Raw genomic sequence first — 18329 nt, forward strand, 5'->3', positions numbered from 1 at the left:
CTGCCGATTTGTCCTGCGCTCCTCGGGTTTGAACGGGGTTTTTCGAAGGGGCATCCCAGCCCCCGCGAAAAACGCGCGGCTTCCCTGCCGCGCCCCTATCGGGCAAATCCGCTCAAACCCTCCGGTGCTCGGCGCGGCATCAGGGGAATGAAACCCTCTCTGCGGCATAAGGATCGTCGATCAAAATTCTTTGGTCAATGACTGCATTGCCACGAGGCACGTAGGGACGAAAAAACTGTTTTGGGGTCCCATAGGCTACCCACGCGTTAATCGCTCCGCGCCTATGGGTCGCAAGCAAAAAAATATCGTGCAACCGGCCTTTTCGCCTTTACAAAATCTTGTCCGCTGCTATCGGCAATTTTGACGAGACAATGCAGATGCATTACGATTTAAGGAGTTTACTTTTACCCTGGAGGGTGTAATGCCAACCACACTCGAAATCGAATCCACGTTAACCGATCGTTATCAAACTACCGTGCCGGAAACCGTTCGACGCGCACTCAAGCTGGGAAAACGCGACAAAATCCACTACTCGATTCTTCCTGATGGCGCGGTTCTAATGAGTCGCGCCACGCAATCACAAGAAGATGATCCTGTTCTTGGGCGTTTTTTAGGCTTTTTAGCCCGCGATATCGCTAATCATCCCGAACACCTCCAATCGATCAATACAGACCTTGTCACACGGCTCCAGTCACTGACCGCTAATATCGAGGTCGATCTCGATGCGCCACTTTCCGCTGATGACGAATGAGTCAACCTTCATCGACTTTTTTGGTGATCAATGGTTGGTCAATTTTTGCCCATCCTTTATTTCTCGATCAGCTCGATATTTTAATCAAGCAGGTTGAAGCATTGCGTGAGAAAGCACCTGCTGGATACGGCCGCAAAAATGCCAGCAAACGCCTCGCAGCAATCGCCAAATTAGCATTCGAAATTATTCCGCAAGATCCGGCTAGAGCTGAATATCGCCAAGGAAATACACTTGGCGAAGAGCACAAACATTGGTTCAGAGCCAAGTTTTTTCAGCAATACCGCCTATTCTTCCGCTACCACGCCCAATCTAAGATTATTGTTTACGCTTGGGTCAATGACGAAAATACCAAGCGAGCATATGAGAGTGACTGTGACGCTTATCGGGTCTTTCGTAAAATGCTGGAAAGCGGACACCCACCTGATGACTGGAATAGCCTAATGCCTGAGGCTAAAGCCCATTCGGCTCGTTTGCAATCAGCGACTGAGCAGGCAATTCAATTATGATTCCATGAAACTGTATGAAAGCTGAAGAGTTCGGCAAACAATTCGACGACGACATCGACATCAGCCACGTCCTGGATTTGTCGCAAGCTCAACGGGTTATGCAAACCCAAAAGCGCGTCAACGTCGATTTCCCAACTTGGATGATCGAGTCGTTAGACCGCGAAGCCTGATTTGCCGCGTTGATCCTATGCTCCTCGGGTTTGAACGGGCAAATCCGCGCTCTAACCGCAAAACTTCATTTGATACAGGCCACTGGCATCAAGCATTAGGCATTTAAAACTGCCTCGAAGGCGCATCTTTTCAGGAGATTTAGACTTCCGGTCACGGTATTGGTCTATAAAGTGGCCGCGAAGGCATGCTGCATGGAGCCGATGGCATATAAAAATATCTTGAAGCTACCTTCGAGGAATCGGAACACGCCTTCGGCTGCGTTGGATGCGCCTTCGAGACTTTCGGGCATACCTTCCAGGTTTGCCGCCATGCCTTCGCGGTCTGTTAGAGTGCCTTCGCGTTCAATGGGAATCCGCTCGGATTCATCGGAAATCCTTGCAAACCAATTGGCTATACCTTCGCACGATTTTAAAATCCATTGGGAGCGCTGGATGAGTTCGCCCCTGCAATGAATTAATTCCAACCTAATCCTGATCAGTTAACCTGGCAAGCAAAAAGCCCTTGCAACCAGCCCTTTCGCCTTTACAAAACCCTGTCCGGGACAACATTCTGATTTACCTCAAACCCTCGTTCCTCGGGATGGTTATAATGCCCGCCTTTTAATTAACCGTCCGCCCCTGCGCTTTAACCGAGTAACAAGCTCTTTATTATGAATTTATTACTGAAATATCTTTCAAGTTGCTGGTTCCTGAACGATCCAACCCAGTTAACCCCGACCAAATCGTTCATGTGGAAAAACGTGACGTTTTATTTCATTTCCGGCTGCATCGTCGAAGGCCTGATCGCCGACCCGGCCGACGGCACGCTGGAAGTGACGGGTCGCACCATCATGGCTTTTACCACGGTGGCGTTGCTGCTGTTGCTGGAGAAAAAATGGCATTTCTACAGCCGTTTATACACTTCGATTTTCGTCTGCGAGAACTTCATCATGACTCTGGCGGTCGGCGCGGAGATGTTGGACTTGTGGATGACCATGCAGCACATCGAAAACCGCGAGGAAATCAATATTGGCGCGGCTACATTTCTGGTGACCTGGTATATCGCCATCGTCAGCTACATTTTCCGCCGCTTTTTTGCCTATCCAACCAGCGTCAGCATCATTTACGCCGTCGGTTATTTCGTGATGACCTACGGTATCCCGATGCTGCTGATGGACATTTAAAACCCGCTGGCTTAACCGGCGTAAAGACCGGATAATCAGCGGCCTTTTTATGTTTGCAAGCATTTCATGGAATTCAAACTCAAAACTACCGACGGCCTGGCTCGACGCGGCCAACTGACCTTTTCGCGCGGCGTGGTACAAACGCCGATCTTCATGCCGGTCGGCACCTACGGCGCGGTCAAATCATTAACCCCGGAAGACCTGGAAAGTCTAGGTGCGCAAATCATCCTCGGCAACACCTTTCACTTGATGTTGCGCCCCGGCATGGAGGTGATGAAGGCGCATGGCGATCTGCACGACTTCATGCGTTGGCAAAAACCGATTCTGACCGATTCCGGCGGTTTCCAGGTCTTCAGCCTGGGCGCGTTGCGTAAAATCAGCGAACAGGGCGTCACCTTCAAATCGCCGGTCAACGGCAGCAAAATATTCATGGGCCCGGAAGAATCGATGCAGGTGCAGCGCGATCTGGGTTCCGACATCGTGATGATATTCGACGAATGCACGCCCTACCCCGCTACCTACCAGCAAGCCGCCGATTCGATGCGGCTGTCGCTGCGCTGGGCGGAACGCAGCAAACGCGCCCACGAAGGCAATTCATCCGCGCTGTTCGGTATTGTCCAGGGCGGCATGTTTCCGGAATTGCGGCGCGAATCGATCAACGGCCTGACTAACATCGGCTTTGACGGCTACGCGATCGGGGGTCTGTCGGTCGGCGAACCCAAGCACGAAATGCTGGAAACCTTGGACGCGATCATGCCGGACATGCCGCAAGACACGCCACGCTATCTGATGGGCGTCGGCACGCCGGAAGATTTGGTCGAAGCGGTACGGCGCGGGGTGGACATGTTCGATTGCGTGATGCCGACTCGTAACGCCCGCAACGGCCACCTGTTTACCCGCTACGGCGTGATCAAAATCCGCAACCAGCAGTACCAGTTCGATACCCGGCCGCTTGATGAGGATTGCAGCTGTTATACCTGCCGCAACTATTCCAGGTCATATTTAAAACATCTGGACAAGTGCAAGGAAATGCTCGGCTCCAGGCTGAACACCATCCACAACCTGCATTATTATCTGGAGTTGATGCAAGGCATCCGCGATGCGATTGAAGCCCAGCGCTTCGACCAGTTTGTACGGGAGTTTTACCAACTGCGCGGCGTCACCATGCCGCATTGAAATAATGCTTTAGGACTGAAACGGTATTTGCTGAAAAGCAAACCCGATATCCCCGGAGGGAGCTAACGTTGTCTCCGGCTTTCTAAAAGGCTCATGCTTGATGCCTACCGTACAAAATCAGGTGGGGCGCATTGGCAAGTAGATCATCCCTTGACCATCCACTTGCCGTCAAAGCTGCTTATTCCTTAGGTTCCGGCGGGGTGGCCAATACCTTGGCATCCGGTCCCATCGGGATTGAAAAGTCATTCGAGGAGATGATGTTTTGGCTGGCCAATTCGACTACCCGCAACGATACATAGACGTTTTGACGTCCCGCCGCATAGGTGCCTATCACCAAGGCGCTTGCATGCACATTGTCCAAGGCTTCCCTGGTTTTTTCCGGCAGTTCTAAAATACCTGCTTCATTTTTACTGAAAATTTCAGTCGGCAGTTCCATGCCCATTACCCGATAACCGGCGCGATGCAGCGCCGAAGATACCTGGTCGGAGACGATACGGCCAAACGGCAGGGTTTGCCCCATATCATTGACATTGACCAATGAATTGATGACGATCAGGCTACCTCGGGGCAATGGCTGTTTCAAGTTGAGCAGCAACTGGTTGACAGTCTCGTAACTCACTTCCACCAAATTGTCGTCTTCGATTTCGCTGTGCCGGTAATATGGGCCGCAACCGTTGAGTAGGGTAAGCGCCAACAAAGCGGAAACAAGCGTTCGATTGTTATTCATAAGACATCTCCTGTTAATTTTGAGGGTATTAAGTGCTGAAAATAGCCGGTTAGTCAATGTTACTTGCGCCAAAGCCGATCAAATCCCAATCGTCTCCAGCCGTTATCCCTTGGTAATATACACGGATGAGCACAACACCCAAAAAACCGAAAAACCCGTTATTCAAGCCACAAGACCGTTATTTCGTTAACCATCGAGGCTGGTGGTTTTATACCGTGGATAAAATCAGCGGCCCTTACCCAACCAAGGCGGATTGTGTCGATGCCTGCCGTTTGTATATTCAACGCCGCGACGGGGTTTTATCCTAAACGTTCGATCATGCTTTCCGCCTGCTTGGCGAAAGCTTTTAAATCACCGGTTTTGACCGTTTCGCGCGGTATGACGATGGCCGCGTCAATAGCAATGTAAATGTAGACGTAATCCTTGTGTTTCTCGACCCGCAGCATATCGCTCCAGAGCGTTTTATGTTTGCCGCCGGGCGACTTTTCCAATAAATGCTCGGGTTCTATCTTCAAGCTATGAATACCGAACATGGCCTTTTTTTCGGCTTCGGTATATTTATCGAAAAATTGACGGCGTAAGTCGATTTTCATGATGAACGGTGAAGCGATGCCCCAGCCTATCGCCAGCAAGGTAATATAGGCGGTGGTCATCATGTCGACATAGTAAACATAATAAAACAAGCCGAAGACCAGCATCACGCCCGGCACCAACATACGGTTTTGACGAAGCTTTTTTTGCAATACCGGATCGCTTGCCAACCTTAGCTCGTTAAAGTGAATCAGGTCTTTCTCGCGGAATTCGTATTCTATTTCTAACATTCAGATGTCTCGCTGGGTTTAAAGTTAGTGCATTTTGATTTTTGCGTGCGTGCTGCGGCGGAATAAATTCGACAAAGTCAGCATCGTGGTGCGGAAATAACCGTGAATCGCGACTTGGTGCATTTTGTACAACGACAGATACACCACATAGGCGATGAAACCGCCGACGCTGACCGTGCCCATCAAGCTGCCCATCAGAGAGCCGACCGTGCTGAATTTGCCCAGCGACACCAACGAACCATAATCGTGATAAACGAACGGCACCGCCGGTTTGCCTTTCAAACGGTTGACGATGGTTTTCGCCACGGCCGAAGCCTGTTGGTGCGCGGCTTGAGCGCGTGGCGGCACGTTGCCGGTATGGCCGGCCCAAGCGCAGGCGGCACAGTCGCCGATGGCAAAAATGTCGTCGTCGCTGGTTTTCAGGGTTTGATCGACCACCAACTGGTTGATATTGTTGGTTTCCAGCCCATCGAGATTTTTCATCCAGTCCGGCGCCTTGATTCCGGCGGCCCAAACTTTCAAATCGGCATCGAACACTTCGCCATCGTGAGTGTGAACGGCGGTTTCGGTGACTTCCGTAACTCGCCGGCCCAATTTCAAATGGATGCCCAGCTTGACTAGCTGTTCTTGGGTTGCCTGCGATAACCGAGGCGGCAAAGCCGGCAGTAACTGAGTGGCGGCTTCGATGATGGTAATATCGACTTTAATCGAACCTTCCAAGCCATAGGTCGCCAGCAACTTGGTCACTTCGTGCAATTCGGCCGACAGTTCGACCCCGGTGGCGCCCGCGCCTACGATAACGATAGACAGCGGCTTGTCTCGTTGGCGATTTTGATTGGCGTACGATTGGATGTAATAAGTTTCCACCAACTGCTTTTGAAACCGATATGCCTGAGTGGTGGTATCGATGAACATGCAATGCCGGTCGACGCCCTTGATACCAAAGGTGTTGCTGACGCTGCCGACCGACATGACCAAGGTATCGTATTTGAAGACGCGGCTCGGAATCAGTTCGACGCCTTGCTTGTTGGTGATGGGGCCGACGACGATTTCCTTGGCCGCCCGATCTAATCCTTCCATTCTGCCGAACAAAAAGCGGAAATTATTGCGGTGGGCTTGCGCCAGATATTCGATTTCTTCCGCTTCGGCCAGCGTGCCGGACGCGACTTCATGCAGCAAGGGTTTCCAGATATGGGTGGATGCAGCGTCCAGCAGCGTGACCTCGGCCAGTCCCGGCTTACCGAGTTGCCGGCCTAGATGGGTTGCCAGTTCCAGACCCGCGGCCCCGCCACCGACAATCAGAATTTTATGTATATCGTCAGCCATTATTACCTTTCCCCCGCAATAGATGCCGCATGGCGGCGCGCACGAATGTGTCTGTTGTTATTCTAAATTTAGATCGAGAGTCATTATAACCAATCCGCTGCTGGCTGGCCGATTTTGACTTCCAAGGAGGTGCGGTTCAATTGGGAGTATCGATACGCCAACAGTTGGCGCCGCGAAGTGCTTGTCGAACGCTTTTTGCCTGTTGGCCATAACAACACCGATCTCGCGTGATTGATGGGGTATACGCTGTTCGGCCCGTCCCATGGGCTATTTGAATATACGGTGCAACCAGGATTGAAAGGATTGTTTCGGGGTGGCGGAATCCATGCAGATGTTTTCGAAATAGTTTGTAACGCATCCCCGCAGCCGTCCGGCCCGAGAAGGCGGCAAGGACCTATTCCAACACATCCGCCGCCTTGCGCCCAATGCCAAAATTTTCCAACAGCATCAAACCCACGCCAATACAAATCGCCGAATCGGCAATATTGAAGGCCGGCCAGTGCCAAGTTTGATAGTACACATCCAGAAAGTCGATCACATAACCGTAAGCTACCCGGTCGATCAGATTGCCGATCGCGCCGCCCAATACCAGCGACAAGGCTACCGCCATCAGAGTCTCGTGCTTTTTCAGACGCGCCAACCAGACGCCGATGATAGCGCTCATCACCAGCGCCAAACCGGCGAAAAACCAGCGCTGCCAGCCCCCTGCCTCGCTGAGCAAGCTGAAGGCCGCGCCGGTATTATGCACATAGGTCAAATTGAAGTAGGGCATCAGCGGAATCGACTCGAATAATTGCATGGCATTATCCACCGCCAACTTACTGGCCTGATCCAGCAGCAAGGTCACCAGCGACAGCCACAACCACTTAAGCATAACGGCGGGTCTCGCCATTGCCGGCCACGTTTTCGACGCAGCGGCCGCATAGTTCCGGATGCTCGGCGTGTTCGCCGATGTCGTAACGTTGATGCCAGCAGCGTACGCATTTCGGGAATTCGGAAACGGTGACTTTCAGTTTAACCCCCTCCAGCTCGGTGGCAACCGCATCGTCCGGGCAGAATTGCAGACCGGCGACGCCGGCGTTGGAGGTGATGAACACAAAATGCAGCTCTTTACCCAATTTGTTGAGTTCATCGGTATAGCTGTCGTCACAAAACAGCTCGACTTCGGCATTCAATGAGGCACCGATCGCACCCTTGCCGCGTAGTTGCTCCAATTCCTTGCTGACCACGGTGCGCACCGACATCACCTTGTCCCAAGTGTCGCGGTTGATTGCGGCGCCGGCATCGAGCGGAAACAGGCCTTCGTACCAGGTTTCCAAAAACACCGATTCGCCTCGTTGGCCGGGAATGGCTTGCCAGATTTCATCGGCGGTATAGCTGATGATGGGCGCCAGCCAGCGTACCAGGGCTTCAATGACGTGATACATCGCGGTTTGCCCGGAACGCCGCGCCAGGCAATCTTCCTTGGCGGTGTATTGGCGGTCCTTGATAATGTCCAGGTAAAACCCGCCCAGATCGATGCTGCAGAAGTTCAGCACTTTTTGATAAATCAGCTGGAATTGATAGGTGTTGTAAGCCGCCTTGATTTCCTCTTGCAACTGCCAAGCCCTGTCGACTGCCCAACGGTCCAGCGCCAGAAGGTCGTCGTTGCCGACCAGATGTTGGGAGGGATCGAAACCGTCCAGATTCGACAACAGGAAGCGGGCGGTGTTGCGCAGCCGGCGATAAGCGTCGGAAGTGCGTTTCAGGATTTCGTCGGATACCGACATTTCGCCGCGATAATCGGTACCGGCCACCCACAAGCGCAATACGTCCGCGCCCAGCGACTTCATCACCGTTTGCGGCAACACCACGTTGCCCTTGGATTTGGACATTTTCTTGCCCTCGGCATCGACGGTGAAACCGTGGGTCAGCACTTCCTTATAAGGCGCCACGTCGTTCATCGCCACCGAGGCCAATAGCGAGGACTGGAACCAGCCGCGATGTTGGTCCGAACCTTCCAGATACAGGTCGGCCGGGAAGCGCAGTTGCTCGCGCCGTTCCAGTACGGCGGCATGGGTGACGCCGGAGTCGAACCAGACATCCAGTGTGTCGCTCATTTTTTCATATTGCTCGGCATCGGCGCCTATCAGCTCAGCAGCGTCCAGTTCGAACCAGGCGTCTATGCCTTGCTGCTCGATGCGTTGCGCAACCTGTTCGATTAGTTCGGCGGTACGCGGATGCAGTTCGCCGCTTTCCCTGTGCACGAAGAAAGCAATCGGCACGCCCCAGGTGCGTTGGCGGGAGATACACCAATCCGGGCGGTTGTTGAGCATGGCTTCGATGCGGGCTTGCCCCCAATCCGGAATCCAGTCCACCCGTTTGACTTCGTTCAAGGCAGTATCGCGCAGGCCGTTTTTCTCCATGGCGATAAACCATTGCGGGGTGGCGCGGAAGATGATCGGAGTTTTGTGGCGCCAGCAATGCGGGTAGCTGTGCAAGAGCGCGTGATGATGGACCAGCTTGCCGCGCTCGCGCAGCACCTCCAACACTTTGTCGTTGGCGCTGAACACATGCTGGCCGGCGAACAGCTCGGTGCCGGGCAGAAATACACCGTTGCCGCCAACCGGATTATCCACCGGCAAATCGTATTTCAGGCCGACCGCGTAGTCTTCCTGGCCGTGGCCTGGAGCGGTATGCACCGCGCCGGTACCGGCATCGGTAGTGACGTGGTCACCCAGGATGATGGGCACCTGTCTATCGTAAAAAGGATGTTGCAATAGCTGATGTTCCAGCGCACTGCCCTTGCAGTAACCAACGATGTGGTGCTCGCCGATGCCGTAACGCAGCACCGCGTCTTTCAGCAAGGCTTCGGCCAATACCAAACGTTCGGTTTGACCGTCGATCTCGCATTGCACCACCGCGTATTCCAGCTCGGGATTCAAGGCCACGGCCTGATTGGCCGGCAAGGTCCACGGCGTGGTGGTCCAAATCACTACCGACAACGGTCCCTTGCCTTCGCGGTCACCGGCGTGATGGCACTTTTCCATGAAAGCGTGCTCATCCACTACCGAGAAACGCACGTCAATGGCCGGCGAATGTTTGTCTTCGTATTCCACTTCGGCCTCGGCCAGCGCCGAGCCGCAATCGGTACACCAGTGCACCGGTTTAGCGCCCTTGCTCAAATGGCCCTTGACGGCGATCTTGCCCAGCGCGCGAACGATGTCGGCCTCGAAGGCGAAATCCATGGTCAGATAGGGATTATCCCAATCGCCCAGCACGCCCAAGCGGATGAATTCTTCCTTCTGGATGTTGACTTGTTTCTTGGCGTAAGCGCGGCATTCCTTGCGGAATTCGGCCGGACTGACCTTGACGCCGGCCTTGCCGACCGATTTTTCCACCATCAGTTCGATCGGCAAACCGTGGCAGTCCCATCCCGGCACATACGGCGCATCGAAGCCGGCCAGGGTTTTGGATTTGATGATGATGTCCTTCAATACCTTGTTGACCGCATGGCCGATATGAATCGCGCCATTGGCGTAGGGAGGGCCATCGTGCAACACAAACTTGGGACGGCCGGCGCAATGTTCGCGGATTTTTTGATAAAGCTGGTTTTCGTTCCACTTTTTCAGCATCTCGGGTTCGCGCTGGGCCAGATTGGCCTTCATCGCAAACTCGGTTTTGGGGAGGTTAAGAGTCGTTTTGTAATCCGTGGTCATGATGATGTTGTGAGCGCCGCATGCAATCGTAAGTTAGAGTGATGCCGACTAACCTGACCAACCTTTTCCCTGACAGTTGCGTCGAATAGCCGTATGATTCTTGAAATTTTGAACAAAGGATTTTAGCATTAACTGGCAAACTCTATAAAGCCGGTAGACATTTACATTGATCAAAACCACTAGCTCCGAATGCCCTTTGAACTTTATTAAACGGCACGGCAGCCCATAATCCGCGCGGCATGATGCCGCTAGCCGGATGGCATGTCGCCCCGCATTTATTCTGCTTTACAGCAGCGGCAAGCTAAGTAATAGTTGCATTTTCGCAGTCGACATAAAGGAATGTCATGAAAAATAAAATTCTGATTCTCGCCCTTTGCCTTTGTTTCGATGCCGAGGCTGGGGTCTATAAATGCATAGACGCTTCGGGACACAGTTATTATCAAGCGTCCCCCTGCACCGAAGCAGACAAGGCGGTTCAAATCAACCCCAAAACCGGCAATAAAGTCGATCTAAATCAATTGGAAGATCAACAGACCCAAGAAGCGGAACAAAAAAAACAATTGGAACAGCAACACCAAGCCGAAGAACAAGCCAGACTGGAAGCCATCGCCCAACGCCGCCAATTGACACAAGCACAAAGCGCATTGACTCAGGCATTGGTCAAGCAAAACCCGCAGCAGTTTTCCGCTTACGCAATCCCCCCCTATGATCCCGACAAACTGCCGCCGGTAGTTAAGCCGTTTGAAGACCGCTTGCCGGACATCGAAAAATTCCGCCGTCTTGCCGCCCAAAAAGCCTTGGCCAGCGGCCAATGTCAACGCGTGGAAGCAGACGAACTAACGGCCAAAAGCACTAAAGACATGCTGGTAATTCTGGTCAACTGCAGTTCCGGAGCCGGCTTGTATTTCAATGAGGCAGAACTTAAAGAATGAAGCCAATCCCCCAAACTGTTTTTATCACCGGCTGTTCATCCGGCATTGGTCATACCACCGCCACCAGTCTAAAAAATCGCGGGCATCGGGTAATTTGCTCGGCACGCAAGTCCGACGACGTGAACCGCTTAATTGCGGAAGGCTTCGAATGTTTGCCATTGGATCTGGCCGACTCGGACAGTATCCGGCAAGCCGTGGCTCAGCTGATAGCCATCACGGACGGCAAAATCGATGCATTATTCAATAACGGCGCTTTTGGCCAGCCCGGCGCCGTCGAAGACCTGAGTCGAGAGGTACTCAGAAATCAGTTTGAAACCAATTTTTTCGGCACCCACGAACTGACCAACCTATTGATTCCATTGATGCGCGCACAGGGTCATGGCCGGATCATTTACAACAGTTCGGTACTGGGATTGGTGGCAATGAAGTTTCGCGGCGCTTATAACGCCAGCAAGTTTGCGCTGGAAGGTTTAGCGGATACCTTGCGGCTGGAGTTGCGCGGATCGGGCGTTCACATCGTGCTGGTCGAACCGGGCCCAATCGAAAGCCGCTTTCGTCAAAACGCCTTTGCGATGTACCGGAAAAACATCGATCCCGAGCACAGCGTCCACCGCGAAACTTACAAGGCGATGGAAGCCCGTTTGCAAAAACCCGGACCGGCGGCGCCATTTACGCTGCCGGCCACGGCGGTAGCGGAAAAAGTGATTCATGCGCTCGAATCCCAACGCCCAAAATCCCGCTATGCGGTCACGGTTCCGACCCACCTGTTTGCTTGGCTAAAACGCCTTTTACCGACAACCTGGCTGGACAAAATTTTAGTCAGCGTCGAATGAGCGCAAACCGATATTTTAGCGCCCAAATCGGGCAACAAACATACTATCAAACCGCACGAACTGTGATATTATCAGTTACAGCATGTAACCGATAAAAACCCATTATCAGCTATATGTTTCTTATAAAAACAACTGTGAGGTTCCATACATGAAAATTTTAAAAAGTGCTGTTATTGCTTTCTCTTTGACCACTGCCATGGGCGCTTTCTCGACTGCCGCAGTTGCGGAATCCGATCCAGGCAGGGTTTCTCATGCTCCTAGTGAAGTGATCAAAGAAGTTTCAGCTCGCATTACTGCTGCTGAAGCAGCGATCGATAACGGTGCTTCTCCCGACGAAATTAACGGCCTAATCAAAAAAGCCCGTGATTTCACCAAAGAATTGAATGCCAACGACAAAGTGGCAAGAGAAACCGCAAAAGTCAGAGACCACATGAAAGCCGCTGAAAAATCCGTCAAGGAAGCCAATTCATCGGAAGCCAAAGCTCACTTGCAAAAAGCCAAGGAAGCAAACGAAGGCCTGAAAAAACTGCTGTAATTGTTTCGTAATCGGGGCGCGGATACGGTGCCCCGATTTACACCTCCTTCCCCCGCGGCCCGATAATCCAGGCGGCTGATCAAAGACTGAATTTCACTGATTCAAGCTGATTTTCCATCCAAACCAACAATTCTTTTGCGTTTCTAGGATTAGCATCTCGCCAAGCCAATGCCTCGCCGCCCATGACTAACTCCCAACGCTGCAATAAGGCTTTTAGCCTCAGGTCACTGGTCACGCTAAAATGAAACTGTCCAGCTATTTGCCGATATAGCGGCGAATCTTCCACCACCGGCATCATTTGCCGCAACCGGTTCAATTCAATCAGCAGCTGCTCGATTGCCGCCAGCCGTTCACCCATCCAGCTTTCCACCAGCGCTTCATTAATATTGGCAATGGCATTTTCCGCATTATCGGAAACCACCTTAACCACATGAATCAACTCGCTGGAACTAAATTTAACCGCCATTTCATAAAAGCCGGCCGCCTCCATGTCGTATAAACAATCATCGGCATAGTCGACACGCGACCTTGCATGGGTCGTCAACGGTAGAGTCGGGCAAAACGTCGCGAACGGCAATTGAGGGAAAAAGCACCGGCCCGATTCGCTGTCGGTAATTTTATGCGCCAGGCAGAGCGCCCCCAACGGGTAATCGCGATGCCCGGCAATTCCCAAGTTAATCAGTAGCGGCCAGCGTCGGTGGTTGGGAAATAGCCCCAAACCGTATCCAACCGCTCCGGCCATTGCCAACTTACCCACGCCGCTAATGATCAAAACCATTTCATCGGCCGCATAAACCATAAACGCATGTTCCTTGCCAGGCAATTTCTTCAGCCGCCTAGCCTGAATCAGCGGCCTGGCTTCGCAGGCTAGCGCACAAAACACAAAAACCGAGGGTGACAATTCAGTCATTTAGCAAAATTAGTTGCTGCCATGCGGCGAGATTAATAATTTGACGTCACACTTTATCGGCGCGGCGAAACAGAAAAGCCCAAGGCTCGCAAAACCATGGGCTTGCTAGATTGGCTATAGAAAGCTTGATGATCGATTCAAAGCCAATGTTGGACAGTTATTTGCGGCCCAACCAGCCCCATCCTTCGCCGGCCCAATTCATATCCGACAAAACATGTATCAGGGCTGACTTTCAGTCGCTCCGGTTATGCCGGAACTCGGGTGTTTCGCCCCCCTGATAAACAAGTCTTTCAGGCGATTGAAAGCCGCCAACAAGGTTCTGTCCATTACCACCTGGTTGCCGATAGAGACGATCACTCGCGCCAATTCCGGCATTTTGGTTTTGGTGGCCAGCATGTAGATCGGTTGCACATAGAGAATCGAATTCCCCATCGGCAAAATCACCATCCGGCCCTTTTTAACCTCAGCGCCTTGCTGATTCCACAGTGTAAATTGCGCGGCGATATCCGGATTCTGATCGATCAAGGCATTGACCTGCGCCGGCCCATTGACCTGTACTTCCTTGGGAAATTTAAAAATGGTGATGCCGGGCTTGTAGCTATTCGGATCGCACAACTGGTGATCCATGGTGCCGGCGATACCGACCATACTCAAATTGTTGCTATTCACCGGGGTCATTGGATTAACCATCACAAACTCCTCCATACCGTTGCAACGCTCGAAATTCATGGTAATGAAATACGGCAGTACCGGCTCGCCGCCAACCGAGGCGTATTGCCAGGTTTCAGCCTGCTCATAAAACGCTTCCGGGGTATTCTGATGATATTTGGCGAAGATTTTCATCTGCATGTAATAAAGATCACGCGGATAGCGCAGATGGGCTTGCAGATGTTTCGGCATTTCATCCAGCTTGTTAAAAACACCGGGATATGCCCGGCTGTAGGCGGCTATGATCGGATCCTTCGGGTCGGCAATGTAATAATCGACATTGCCATTGTATGCATCGACCACCACCTTTACCGAATTACGGATGTAATTGAATTTTTGCGAACCATCCAAAAAGTCATCGGCGGCGGGCTTGGCCGCCGGGTACATATTGGACAAGGTGTAAGCATCCTGTATCCAGTAAAACCGGTCATTGCCGACGACCAGATACGGGTCTTTATCCAGATGTAAAAAAGGCGTCAGCGTGGCAATCCGCTCCGCGATATTGCGGCGAATCAATAAGGTACTGTCGGTCGATATATTGGGCGAGAAAAATATCTTTTCGTCCCTGAAATGAAAGGCAAACAGCAGTTTTCTGAAATAGGATGGAATCGGTACGCCGGTATTGTCCAGATAATCCCGGCTGATCTCCGGCTCTGTACTGCTGATATTCTGCGTCACCAACTTATTGGGCACAATCGCGTACTTGTAGTCTTCCAATCCGTAATAGATGTCCGGATACTTGACCGAAAAACCCACATTGGAGCTCAAGTTAAGATCGCGCAAGTACCAAACGATAGGAATATCGGCGTCCTGGGCGGCGGGGGAAATCACGGCGCCGTAGCCGTGCGTGTAGCGCAAATGGGTGTTCTCCCAGTTTTGCGCTTCTTTATTCAAGTTGCCGACATTGGCTTCGCGCGCCGCCAGATTGACTTGCTGATAATGGCCGCGAATGAAATAACGGTCTTCATCGACGGTCGGAAAGGTGTAATAAGGCCGAATACCCTGCAACTGCTTATAGCTATCGATCAAGTACTCTCTATCCCAGACCGGAATATTCTCAAAGTTCTTTTGATTGGCCCATTGTTCGATGTCTTTGGTGGCATCCAGATTGACGGTAAAGTTAACGGTATCGATGTTATTCAGATCATACGCCGCCATGGTCGCATCGATGTTATAGCGCATGGATGGGCCTTCGGTGCGGGTGAAATTAGGCTTGACGATAAACTTGTCGATCAACCGAGGCATAAACTCGACACTTTGTAAACTTTGTATCGCTAAAAAGCCGACGAAAGCCAAAAACACCTGCAATTTACTGCGGTGTCTCTCGGCGAACACATAAAACACGACCGAACCGGCAAACAGCAAAAATGCCACTATAGCCAACCAGATCAGCGGCAGGTTATAGCGCAAATCGATAAAACTGGGGCCGAAAAACACCGGCTCTCGAAGCGAGCCATATAGCAACGAAAAGCGGTCCAGCAAAAAACCCCAGACCACGAACAACGCCACAAACACAAACAGTACACTCAGATGAATCTTGGCGCCGAGCGGAAACTCCTTACCCTGATTCGGAATGAAGACATGCTCCATCCAATACAACATACCGGTTGCAACCAGCCCCACCACCGCGGAGGTTAGCAACTCCTTCTGTATCAACATATAAATGGGGTAGGAGAACAGATAAAAGCTGATGTCGTTGTTGTAAACCGGATCTTCGATACCCGATGAGCTACCGAAGAAAAACAACAGGGCATCTTCCCATTGCAGGTAAAACGGAATCGCGATCGCGATTGCCAACACTAAGGAAATTACACTGTAAACCTTGATGGACCCAGCCAGGAAAACATCGGTAAAACGCTGAAACCGGCGTCTTTTTCTGTCGTCCAGCAACACCTCGTCCGGCGGATTGAGACCAAGATAATGCGAAGCTATCCAGAAGTGGAACATGAAAATGGCGAAGAAAAATATCGTCACCGCGCCGGAAAAAATAAAGCGGTACAAAATTCTCAGCCAAAAATAGGCTTCAAAGTCCAAGGATCTAAACCACCACAAATCCACGAAAAAATCGAGAAACACGAAGTAGAATGCAACATACAGGACGATGGCGCCAATGATCGTAGCGCCAGCCAACGCAGGTAACAGTTTCCGGTTACGCATAATTTCCTCTTAAATTTAGAATTTTGAGCCCGCTTGGAATCGACTCCATGGCCGGCTTTAGATCTCAGCGTCTATCTGGCGCCATTCTATCATCCAAACCCGGAATGTGATTGTCCCGCGTTTGTAAGGTTGCCCGCCCTTCCCAATTCAGCGTTGTCCGTCCAGCGAAAAAAGAGTATGTTCAAAGCAAAACAAGAAGCTTAGTTCCATAAGACATACTATAAAGGGGGAGTACATATGACAGCTATCAATACGAGTCGGCGTCGATTTTTACAACAATCCGCGTTAGCCGCGGCCATGGTCAACTTTCCGTCCGTGCTGTTGGCGGGAACCGGCGGCCTTAAGAGAGCCGCGACGCCGGGCTTTAATCCCGACTTGGAAATTGAGTTTATTGCCCAAACGGCTCAAATTCCGATTTTGGCGAACGGGCCGACCACACGGGTTCAAAAATTCTCGGCAACCTTGCTGAAAGGCCCGCAACAAGCCTTGCAGCAATTACCGGGCAACTATCTGGGGCCCATTCTGAATTTTCAGCAAGGGCAAAAAGTCAGGATTTTTTTCAAGAACAGTCTGAATGAAGCGTCCATCATTCATTGGCATGGACTACATGTTCCTCAACACAGTGACGGCCACCCGATGTATTCGATCGAACCGGGCCAACAATTCGTTTACGAGTTCGAGGTACTGAATCGGGCCGGTACCAGCTTTTATCACTCACATTCTCACAACCTGACCGCCGAGCAGGTTTATCGCGGCTTGGCCGGCTTGATTACCGTCAGCGACGGCGATGAACAAAAGCTGGATTTGCCGAGCGGCGAATTCGATTTGCCCCTGGTGATCCAAGATCGCAGCTTTAATGAGCAAAACCAACTGCAATATGTACATAAGATGCATGACCGGATGCAGGGATTTTTGGGCGATACCATTCTGGTCAACGGCAAACCCAATGCCGAGTTTCGAGTTAAATCCCGGGCATATCGATTCAGAGCCGCAAATGGTTCCAACTCCAGGATTTACAAACTGGGTTGGGATGACGGCACGCCGCTGACGGTGATCGGCACCGACGCCTGCCTGTTGGGCAAACCGGAAACTCGCCCTTACATCATGCTGGCGCCGGGCGAGCGCGTCGATTTATGGCTGGATTTCAGCGGCCGGGCAGTCGCCGACAAATTGGTCATGTACAGCCTGCCTTTTTCCGGCACCTTGCCGGGCATGGCCGAAAACATGCAAAAACGCGGCGGCATGGGCATGATGCATCACGCTTTACCGCAAGGCGGCAAATTTGCCATCGCCACATTCAGCGTCACCGAAAAAGTCAATGATTCGCCCAAATTGCCTGAAACGCTGGTCCCGTTTCAGCGATTGACCTTGCAGGATGTCGACAATAGCGATAGCCCGCTACCCATTGCCATCTCGATGCAACCGATGCGGCCTTTAGTGAATGGCAAGAGTTTTGCGATGGATAAGGTGATGGATTTCGAGCGGGTTGCCTTGGGCTCGATCAAACGGATCAGGATTTTCCACGATCACGAAATGCACGGCGGCGGCATGGGCATGATGAAAGGCATGAGGCATCGCAACGCCCAACACGAAGCAGACGATAGTTCATCCGGCAATAAAATGGGCATGGGCGGAATGATGATGGACATGGCGCATCCGATTCATTTGCACGGGCAGCAGTATCAAATCCTGCGGCGTGTGACCGATAAAGTTCGCTCCACGGACTACGCCGGTGTCAAGGATGGCTTCGTCGACAGCGGTTGGAAAGATACCGTGCTGGTGATGCCTGGAGAGGAAGTGGAGATCATCAAGCCTTTCCAAGATTATAAAGGCCTGTTTTTATACCATTGCCATAATCTGGAACACGAAGACTTCGGCATGATGCGGCAATTCCTGGTGGAATAATCACTCAAACC

General features: G+C 51.8%; 18 protein-coding genes. 10 read left to right on the forward strand and 8 right to left on the reverse strand.

The features are described from left to right. Positions 1 to 421: 421 nt before the first annotated feature. From IVG45_RS14350 to brnA, 3 genes are read left to right on the forward strand one after another with little or no spacing between them, the layout of a single operon-like run. A complete protein-coding gene (locus IVG45_RS14350) occupies positions 422 to 751 on the forward strand; it encodes a type II toxin-antitoxin system PrlF family antitoxin (RefSeq protein ID WP_196434489.1) in 330 nt (109 codons plus the stop codon). Next, on the forward strand, positions 748 to 1257 hold the full coding sequence (locus IVG45_RS14355; RefSeq protein WP_196434490.1) for a type II toxin-antitoxin system YhaV family toxin: 510 nt from the start codon (positions 748 to 750) through the stop codon (positions 1255 to 1257). The genes IVG45_RS14350 and IVG45_RS14355 overlap by 4 nt, the downstream gene beginning before the upstream one ends. Before the next feature lie 14 nt (positions 1258 to 1271). Further along, entirely contained in the window at positions 1272 to 1427 is a 156-nt protein-coding gene (brnA, locus tag IVG45_RS14360) for a type II toxin-antitoxin system BrnA family antitoxin (RefSeq protein WP_230874595.1), read from the forward strand. 164 nt (positions 1428 to 1591) lie between these two features. Here brnA and IVG45_RS14365 read toward each other — a convergent pair whose 3' ends face one another. Continuing rightward, the gene (locus tag IVG45_RS14365; protein ID WP_196434491.1) at positions 1592 to 1891 is read right to left on the reverse strand and encodes a hypothetical protein; all 300 of its coding nucleotides are present in this window, start codon (positions 1889 to 1891) and stop codon (positions 1592 to 1594) included. A gap of 186 nt (positions 1892 to 2077) precedes the next feature. Here IVG45_RS14365 and IVG45_RS14370 point away from each other — a divergent pair, with 186 nt between their 5' ends. Next, positions 2078 to 2590: a hypothetical protein gene (locus IVG45_RS14370; RefSeq protein ID WP_196434492.1), complete on the forward strand. Its 513-nt coding sequence runs from the start codon at positions 2078 to 2080 to the stop codon at positions 2588 to 2590. A gap of 66 nt (positions 2591 to 2656) precedes the next feature. After that, positions 2657 to 3766, forward strand: a complete 1110-nt coding sequence (tgt, locus tag IVG45_RS14375; protein WP_196434493.1) for a tRNA guanosine(34) transglycosylase Tgt — start codon at positions 2657 to 2659, stop codon at positions 3764 to 3766. Between the two features lie 178 nt (positions 3767 to 3944). Here tgt and IVG45_RS14380 read toward each other — a convergent pair whose 3' ends face one another. Further along, the gene (locus IVG45_RS14380) at positions 3945 to 4493 is read right to left on the reverse strand and encodes a FlgO family outer membrane protein (RefSeq protein ID WP_196434494.1); all 549 of its coding nucleotides are present in this window, start codon (positions 4491 to 4493) and stop codon (positions 3945 to 3947) included. 125 nt (positions 4494 to 4618) lie between these two features. Here IVG45_RS14380 and IVG45_RS14385 point away from each other — a divergent pair, with 125 nt between their 5' ends. Beyond that, positions 4619 to 4801, forward strand: coding sequence for a hypothetical protein (locus IVG45_RS14385; RefSeq protein WP_196434495.1), 183 nt, complete (start codon positions 4619 to 4621; stop codon positions 4799 to 4801). On the opposite strand, the gene IVG45_RS14390 is transcribed toward IVG45_RS14385, so the two are convergent. From IVG45_RS14390 to ileS, 4 genes are all read right to left on the reverse strand, one after another. Continuing rightward, positions 4793 to 5314 (reverse strand): YcxB family protein, encoded by a 522-nt coding sequence (locus IVG45_RS14390; protein ID WP_196434496.1) that lies wholly within the window; start codon positions 5312 to 5314, stop codon positions 4793 to 4795. The genes IVG45_RS14385 and IVG45_RS14390 overlap by 9 nt on opposite strands. A gap of 24 nt (positions 5315 to 5338) precedes the next feature. Next, entirely contained in the window at positions 5339 to 6640 is a 1302-nt protein-coding gene (locus IVG45_RS14395; RefSeq protein ID WP_196434497.1) for an NAD(P)/FAD-dependent oxidoreductase, read from the reverse strand. 394 nt (positions 6641 to 7034) lie between these two features. Further along, positions 7035 to 7514, reverse strand: coding sequence for a signal peptidase II (lspA, locus tag IVG45_RS14400; protein ID WP_196434498.1), 480 nt, complete (start codon positions 7512 to 7514; stop codon positions 7035 to 7037). After that, a complete protein-coding gene (gene ileS, locus IVG45_RS14405; protein ID WP_196434499.1) occupies positions 7507 to 10338 on the reverse strand; it encodes an isoleucine--tRNA ligase in 2832 nt (943 codons plus the stop codon). Before ileS ends, lspA begins: the two co-directional genes overlap by 8 nt. A 344-nt stretch (positions 10339 to 10682) precedes the next feature. On the opposite strand from ileS, the gene IVG45_RS14410 reads away from it, so the two are divergent. From IVG45_RS14410 to IVG45_RS14420, 3 genes are all read left to right on the forward strand, one after another. Further along, positions 10683 to 11270 (forward strand): DUF4124 domain-containing protein, encoded by a 588-nt coding sequence (locus tag IVG45_RS14410; protein WP_196434500.1) that lies wholly within the window; start codon positions 10683 to 10685, stop codon positions 11268 to 11270. Further along, a complete protein-coding gene (locus IVG45_RS14415; RefSeq protein ID WP_196434501.1) occupies positions 11267 to 12103 on the forward strand; it encodes an SDR family oxidoreductase in 837 nt (278 codons plus the stop codon). The genes IVG45_RS14410 and IVG45_RS14415 overlap by 4 nt, the downstream gene beginning before the upstream one ends. A 148-nt stretch (positions 12104 to 12251) precedes the next feature. Beyond that, positions 12252 to 12638, forward strand: a complete 387-nt coding sequence (locus IVG45_RS14420) for a hypothetical protein (RefSeq protein WP_196434502.1) — start codon at positions 12252 to 12254, stop codon at positions 12636 to 12638. Positions 12639 to 12717: 79 nt separating this feature from the next. Here the strand turns inward: IVG45_RS14420 and IVG45_RS14425 are convergent, their stop codons facing one another. Then, positions 12718 to 13548: a hypothetical protein gene (locus IVG45_RS14425; protein WP_196434503.1), complete on the reverse strand. Its 831-nt coding sequence runs from the start codon at positions 13546 to 13548 to the stop codon at positions 12718 to 12720. 219 nt (positions 13549 to 13767) lie between these two features. Continuing rightward, positions 13768 to 16413 carry a UPF0182 family protein gene (locus IVG45_RS14430; RefSeq protein WP_196434504.1) on the reverse strand — a complete coding sequence of 882 codons (2646 nt, stop codon included), beginning with the start codon at positions 16411 to 16413 and terminating at the stop codon, positions 13768 to 13770. A 237-nt stretch (positions 16414 to 16650) separates the two neighbouring features. Between IVG45_RS14430 and IVG45_RS14435 the strand changes: the two genes are divergently transcribed. Further along, entirely contained in the window at positions 16651 to 18318 is a 1668-nt protein-coding gene (locus tag IVG45_RS14435; protein ID WP_196434505.1) for a multicopper oxidase family protein, read from the forward strand. Positions 18319 to 18329 lie beyond the last annotated feature (11 nt).

It is taken from the genome of Methylomonas sp. LL1 (genome assembly GCF_015711015.1).
Taxonomy (GTDB): domain Bacteria; phylum Pseudomonadota; class Gammaproteobacteria; order Methylococcales; family Methylomonadaceae; genus Methylomonas.

Bases quoted from the DNA above. Each gene is read 5' to 3' on its own strand.
- IVG45_RS14425 (WP_196434503.1), bottom strand. From the start codon at position 13,548: ATGACTGAATTGTCACCCTCGGTTTTTGTGTTTTGTGCGCTAGCCTGC.
- IVG45_RS14355 (WP_196434490.1), top strand. From the start codon at position 748: ATGAGTCAACCTTCATCGACTTTTTTGGTGATCAATGGTTGGTCAATT.
- IVG45_RS14395 (WP_196434497.1), bottom strand. From the start codon at position 6,640: ATGGCTGACGATATACATAAAATTCTGATTGTCGGTGGCGGGGCCGCG.
- ileS (WP_196434499.1), bottom strand. From the start codon at position 10,338: ATGACCACGGATTACAAAACGACTCTTAACCTCCCCAAAACCGAGTTT.
- IVG45_RS14385 (WP_196434495.1), top strand. From the start codon at position 4,619: ATGAGCACAACACCCAAAAAACCGAAAAACCCGTTATTCAAGCCACAA.
- IVG45_RS14415 (WP_196434501.1), top strand. From the start codon at position 11,267: ATGAAGCCAATCCCCCAAACTGTTTTTATCACCGGCTGTTCATCCGGC.
- brnA (WP_230874595.1), top strand. From the start codon at position 1,272: ATGAAAGCTGAAGAGTTCGGCAAACAATTCGACGACGACATCGACATC.
- IVG45_RS14350 (WP_196434489.1), top strand. From the start codon at position 422: ATGCCAACCACACTCGAAATCGAATCCACGTTAACCGATCGTTATCAA.
- tgt (WP_196434493.1), top strand. From the start codon at position 2,657: ATGGAATTCAAACTCAAAACTACCGACGGCCTGGCTCGACGCGGCCAA.
- IVG45_RS14430 (WP_196434504.1), bottom strand. From the start codon at position 16,413: ATGCGTAACCGGAAACTGTTACCTGCGTTGGCTGGCGCTACGATCATT.
- IVG45_RS14380 (WP_196434494.1), bottom strand. From the start codon at position 4,493: ATGAATAACAATCGAACGCTTGTTTCCGCTTTGTTGGCGCTTACCCTA.
- lspA (WP_196434498.1), bottom strand. From the start codon at position 7,514: ATGCTTAAGTGGTTGTGGCTGTCGCTGGTGACCTTGCTGCTGGATCAG.
- IVG45_RS14390 (WP_196434496.1), bottom strand. From the start codon at position 5,314: ATGTTAGAAATAGAATACGAATTCCGCGAGAAAGACCTGATTCACTTT.
- IVG45_RS14410 (WP_196434500.1), top strand. From the start codon at position 10,683: ATGAAAAATAAAATTCTGATTCTCGCCCTTTGCCTTTGTTTCGATGCC.
- IVG45_RS14420 (WP_196434502.1), top strand. From the start codon at position 12,252: ATGAAAATTTTAAAAAGTGCTGTTATTGCTTTCTCTTTGACCACTGCC.
- IVG45_RS14435 (WP_196434505.1), top strand. From the start codon at position 16,651: ATGACAGCTATCAATACGAGTCGGCGTCGATTTTTACAACAATCCGCG.
- IVG45_RS14370 (WP_196434492.1), top strand. From the start codon at position 2,078: ATGAATTTATTACTGAAATATCTTTCAAGTTGCTGGTTCCTGAACGAT.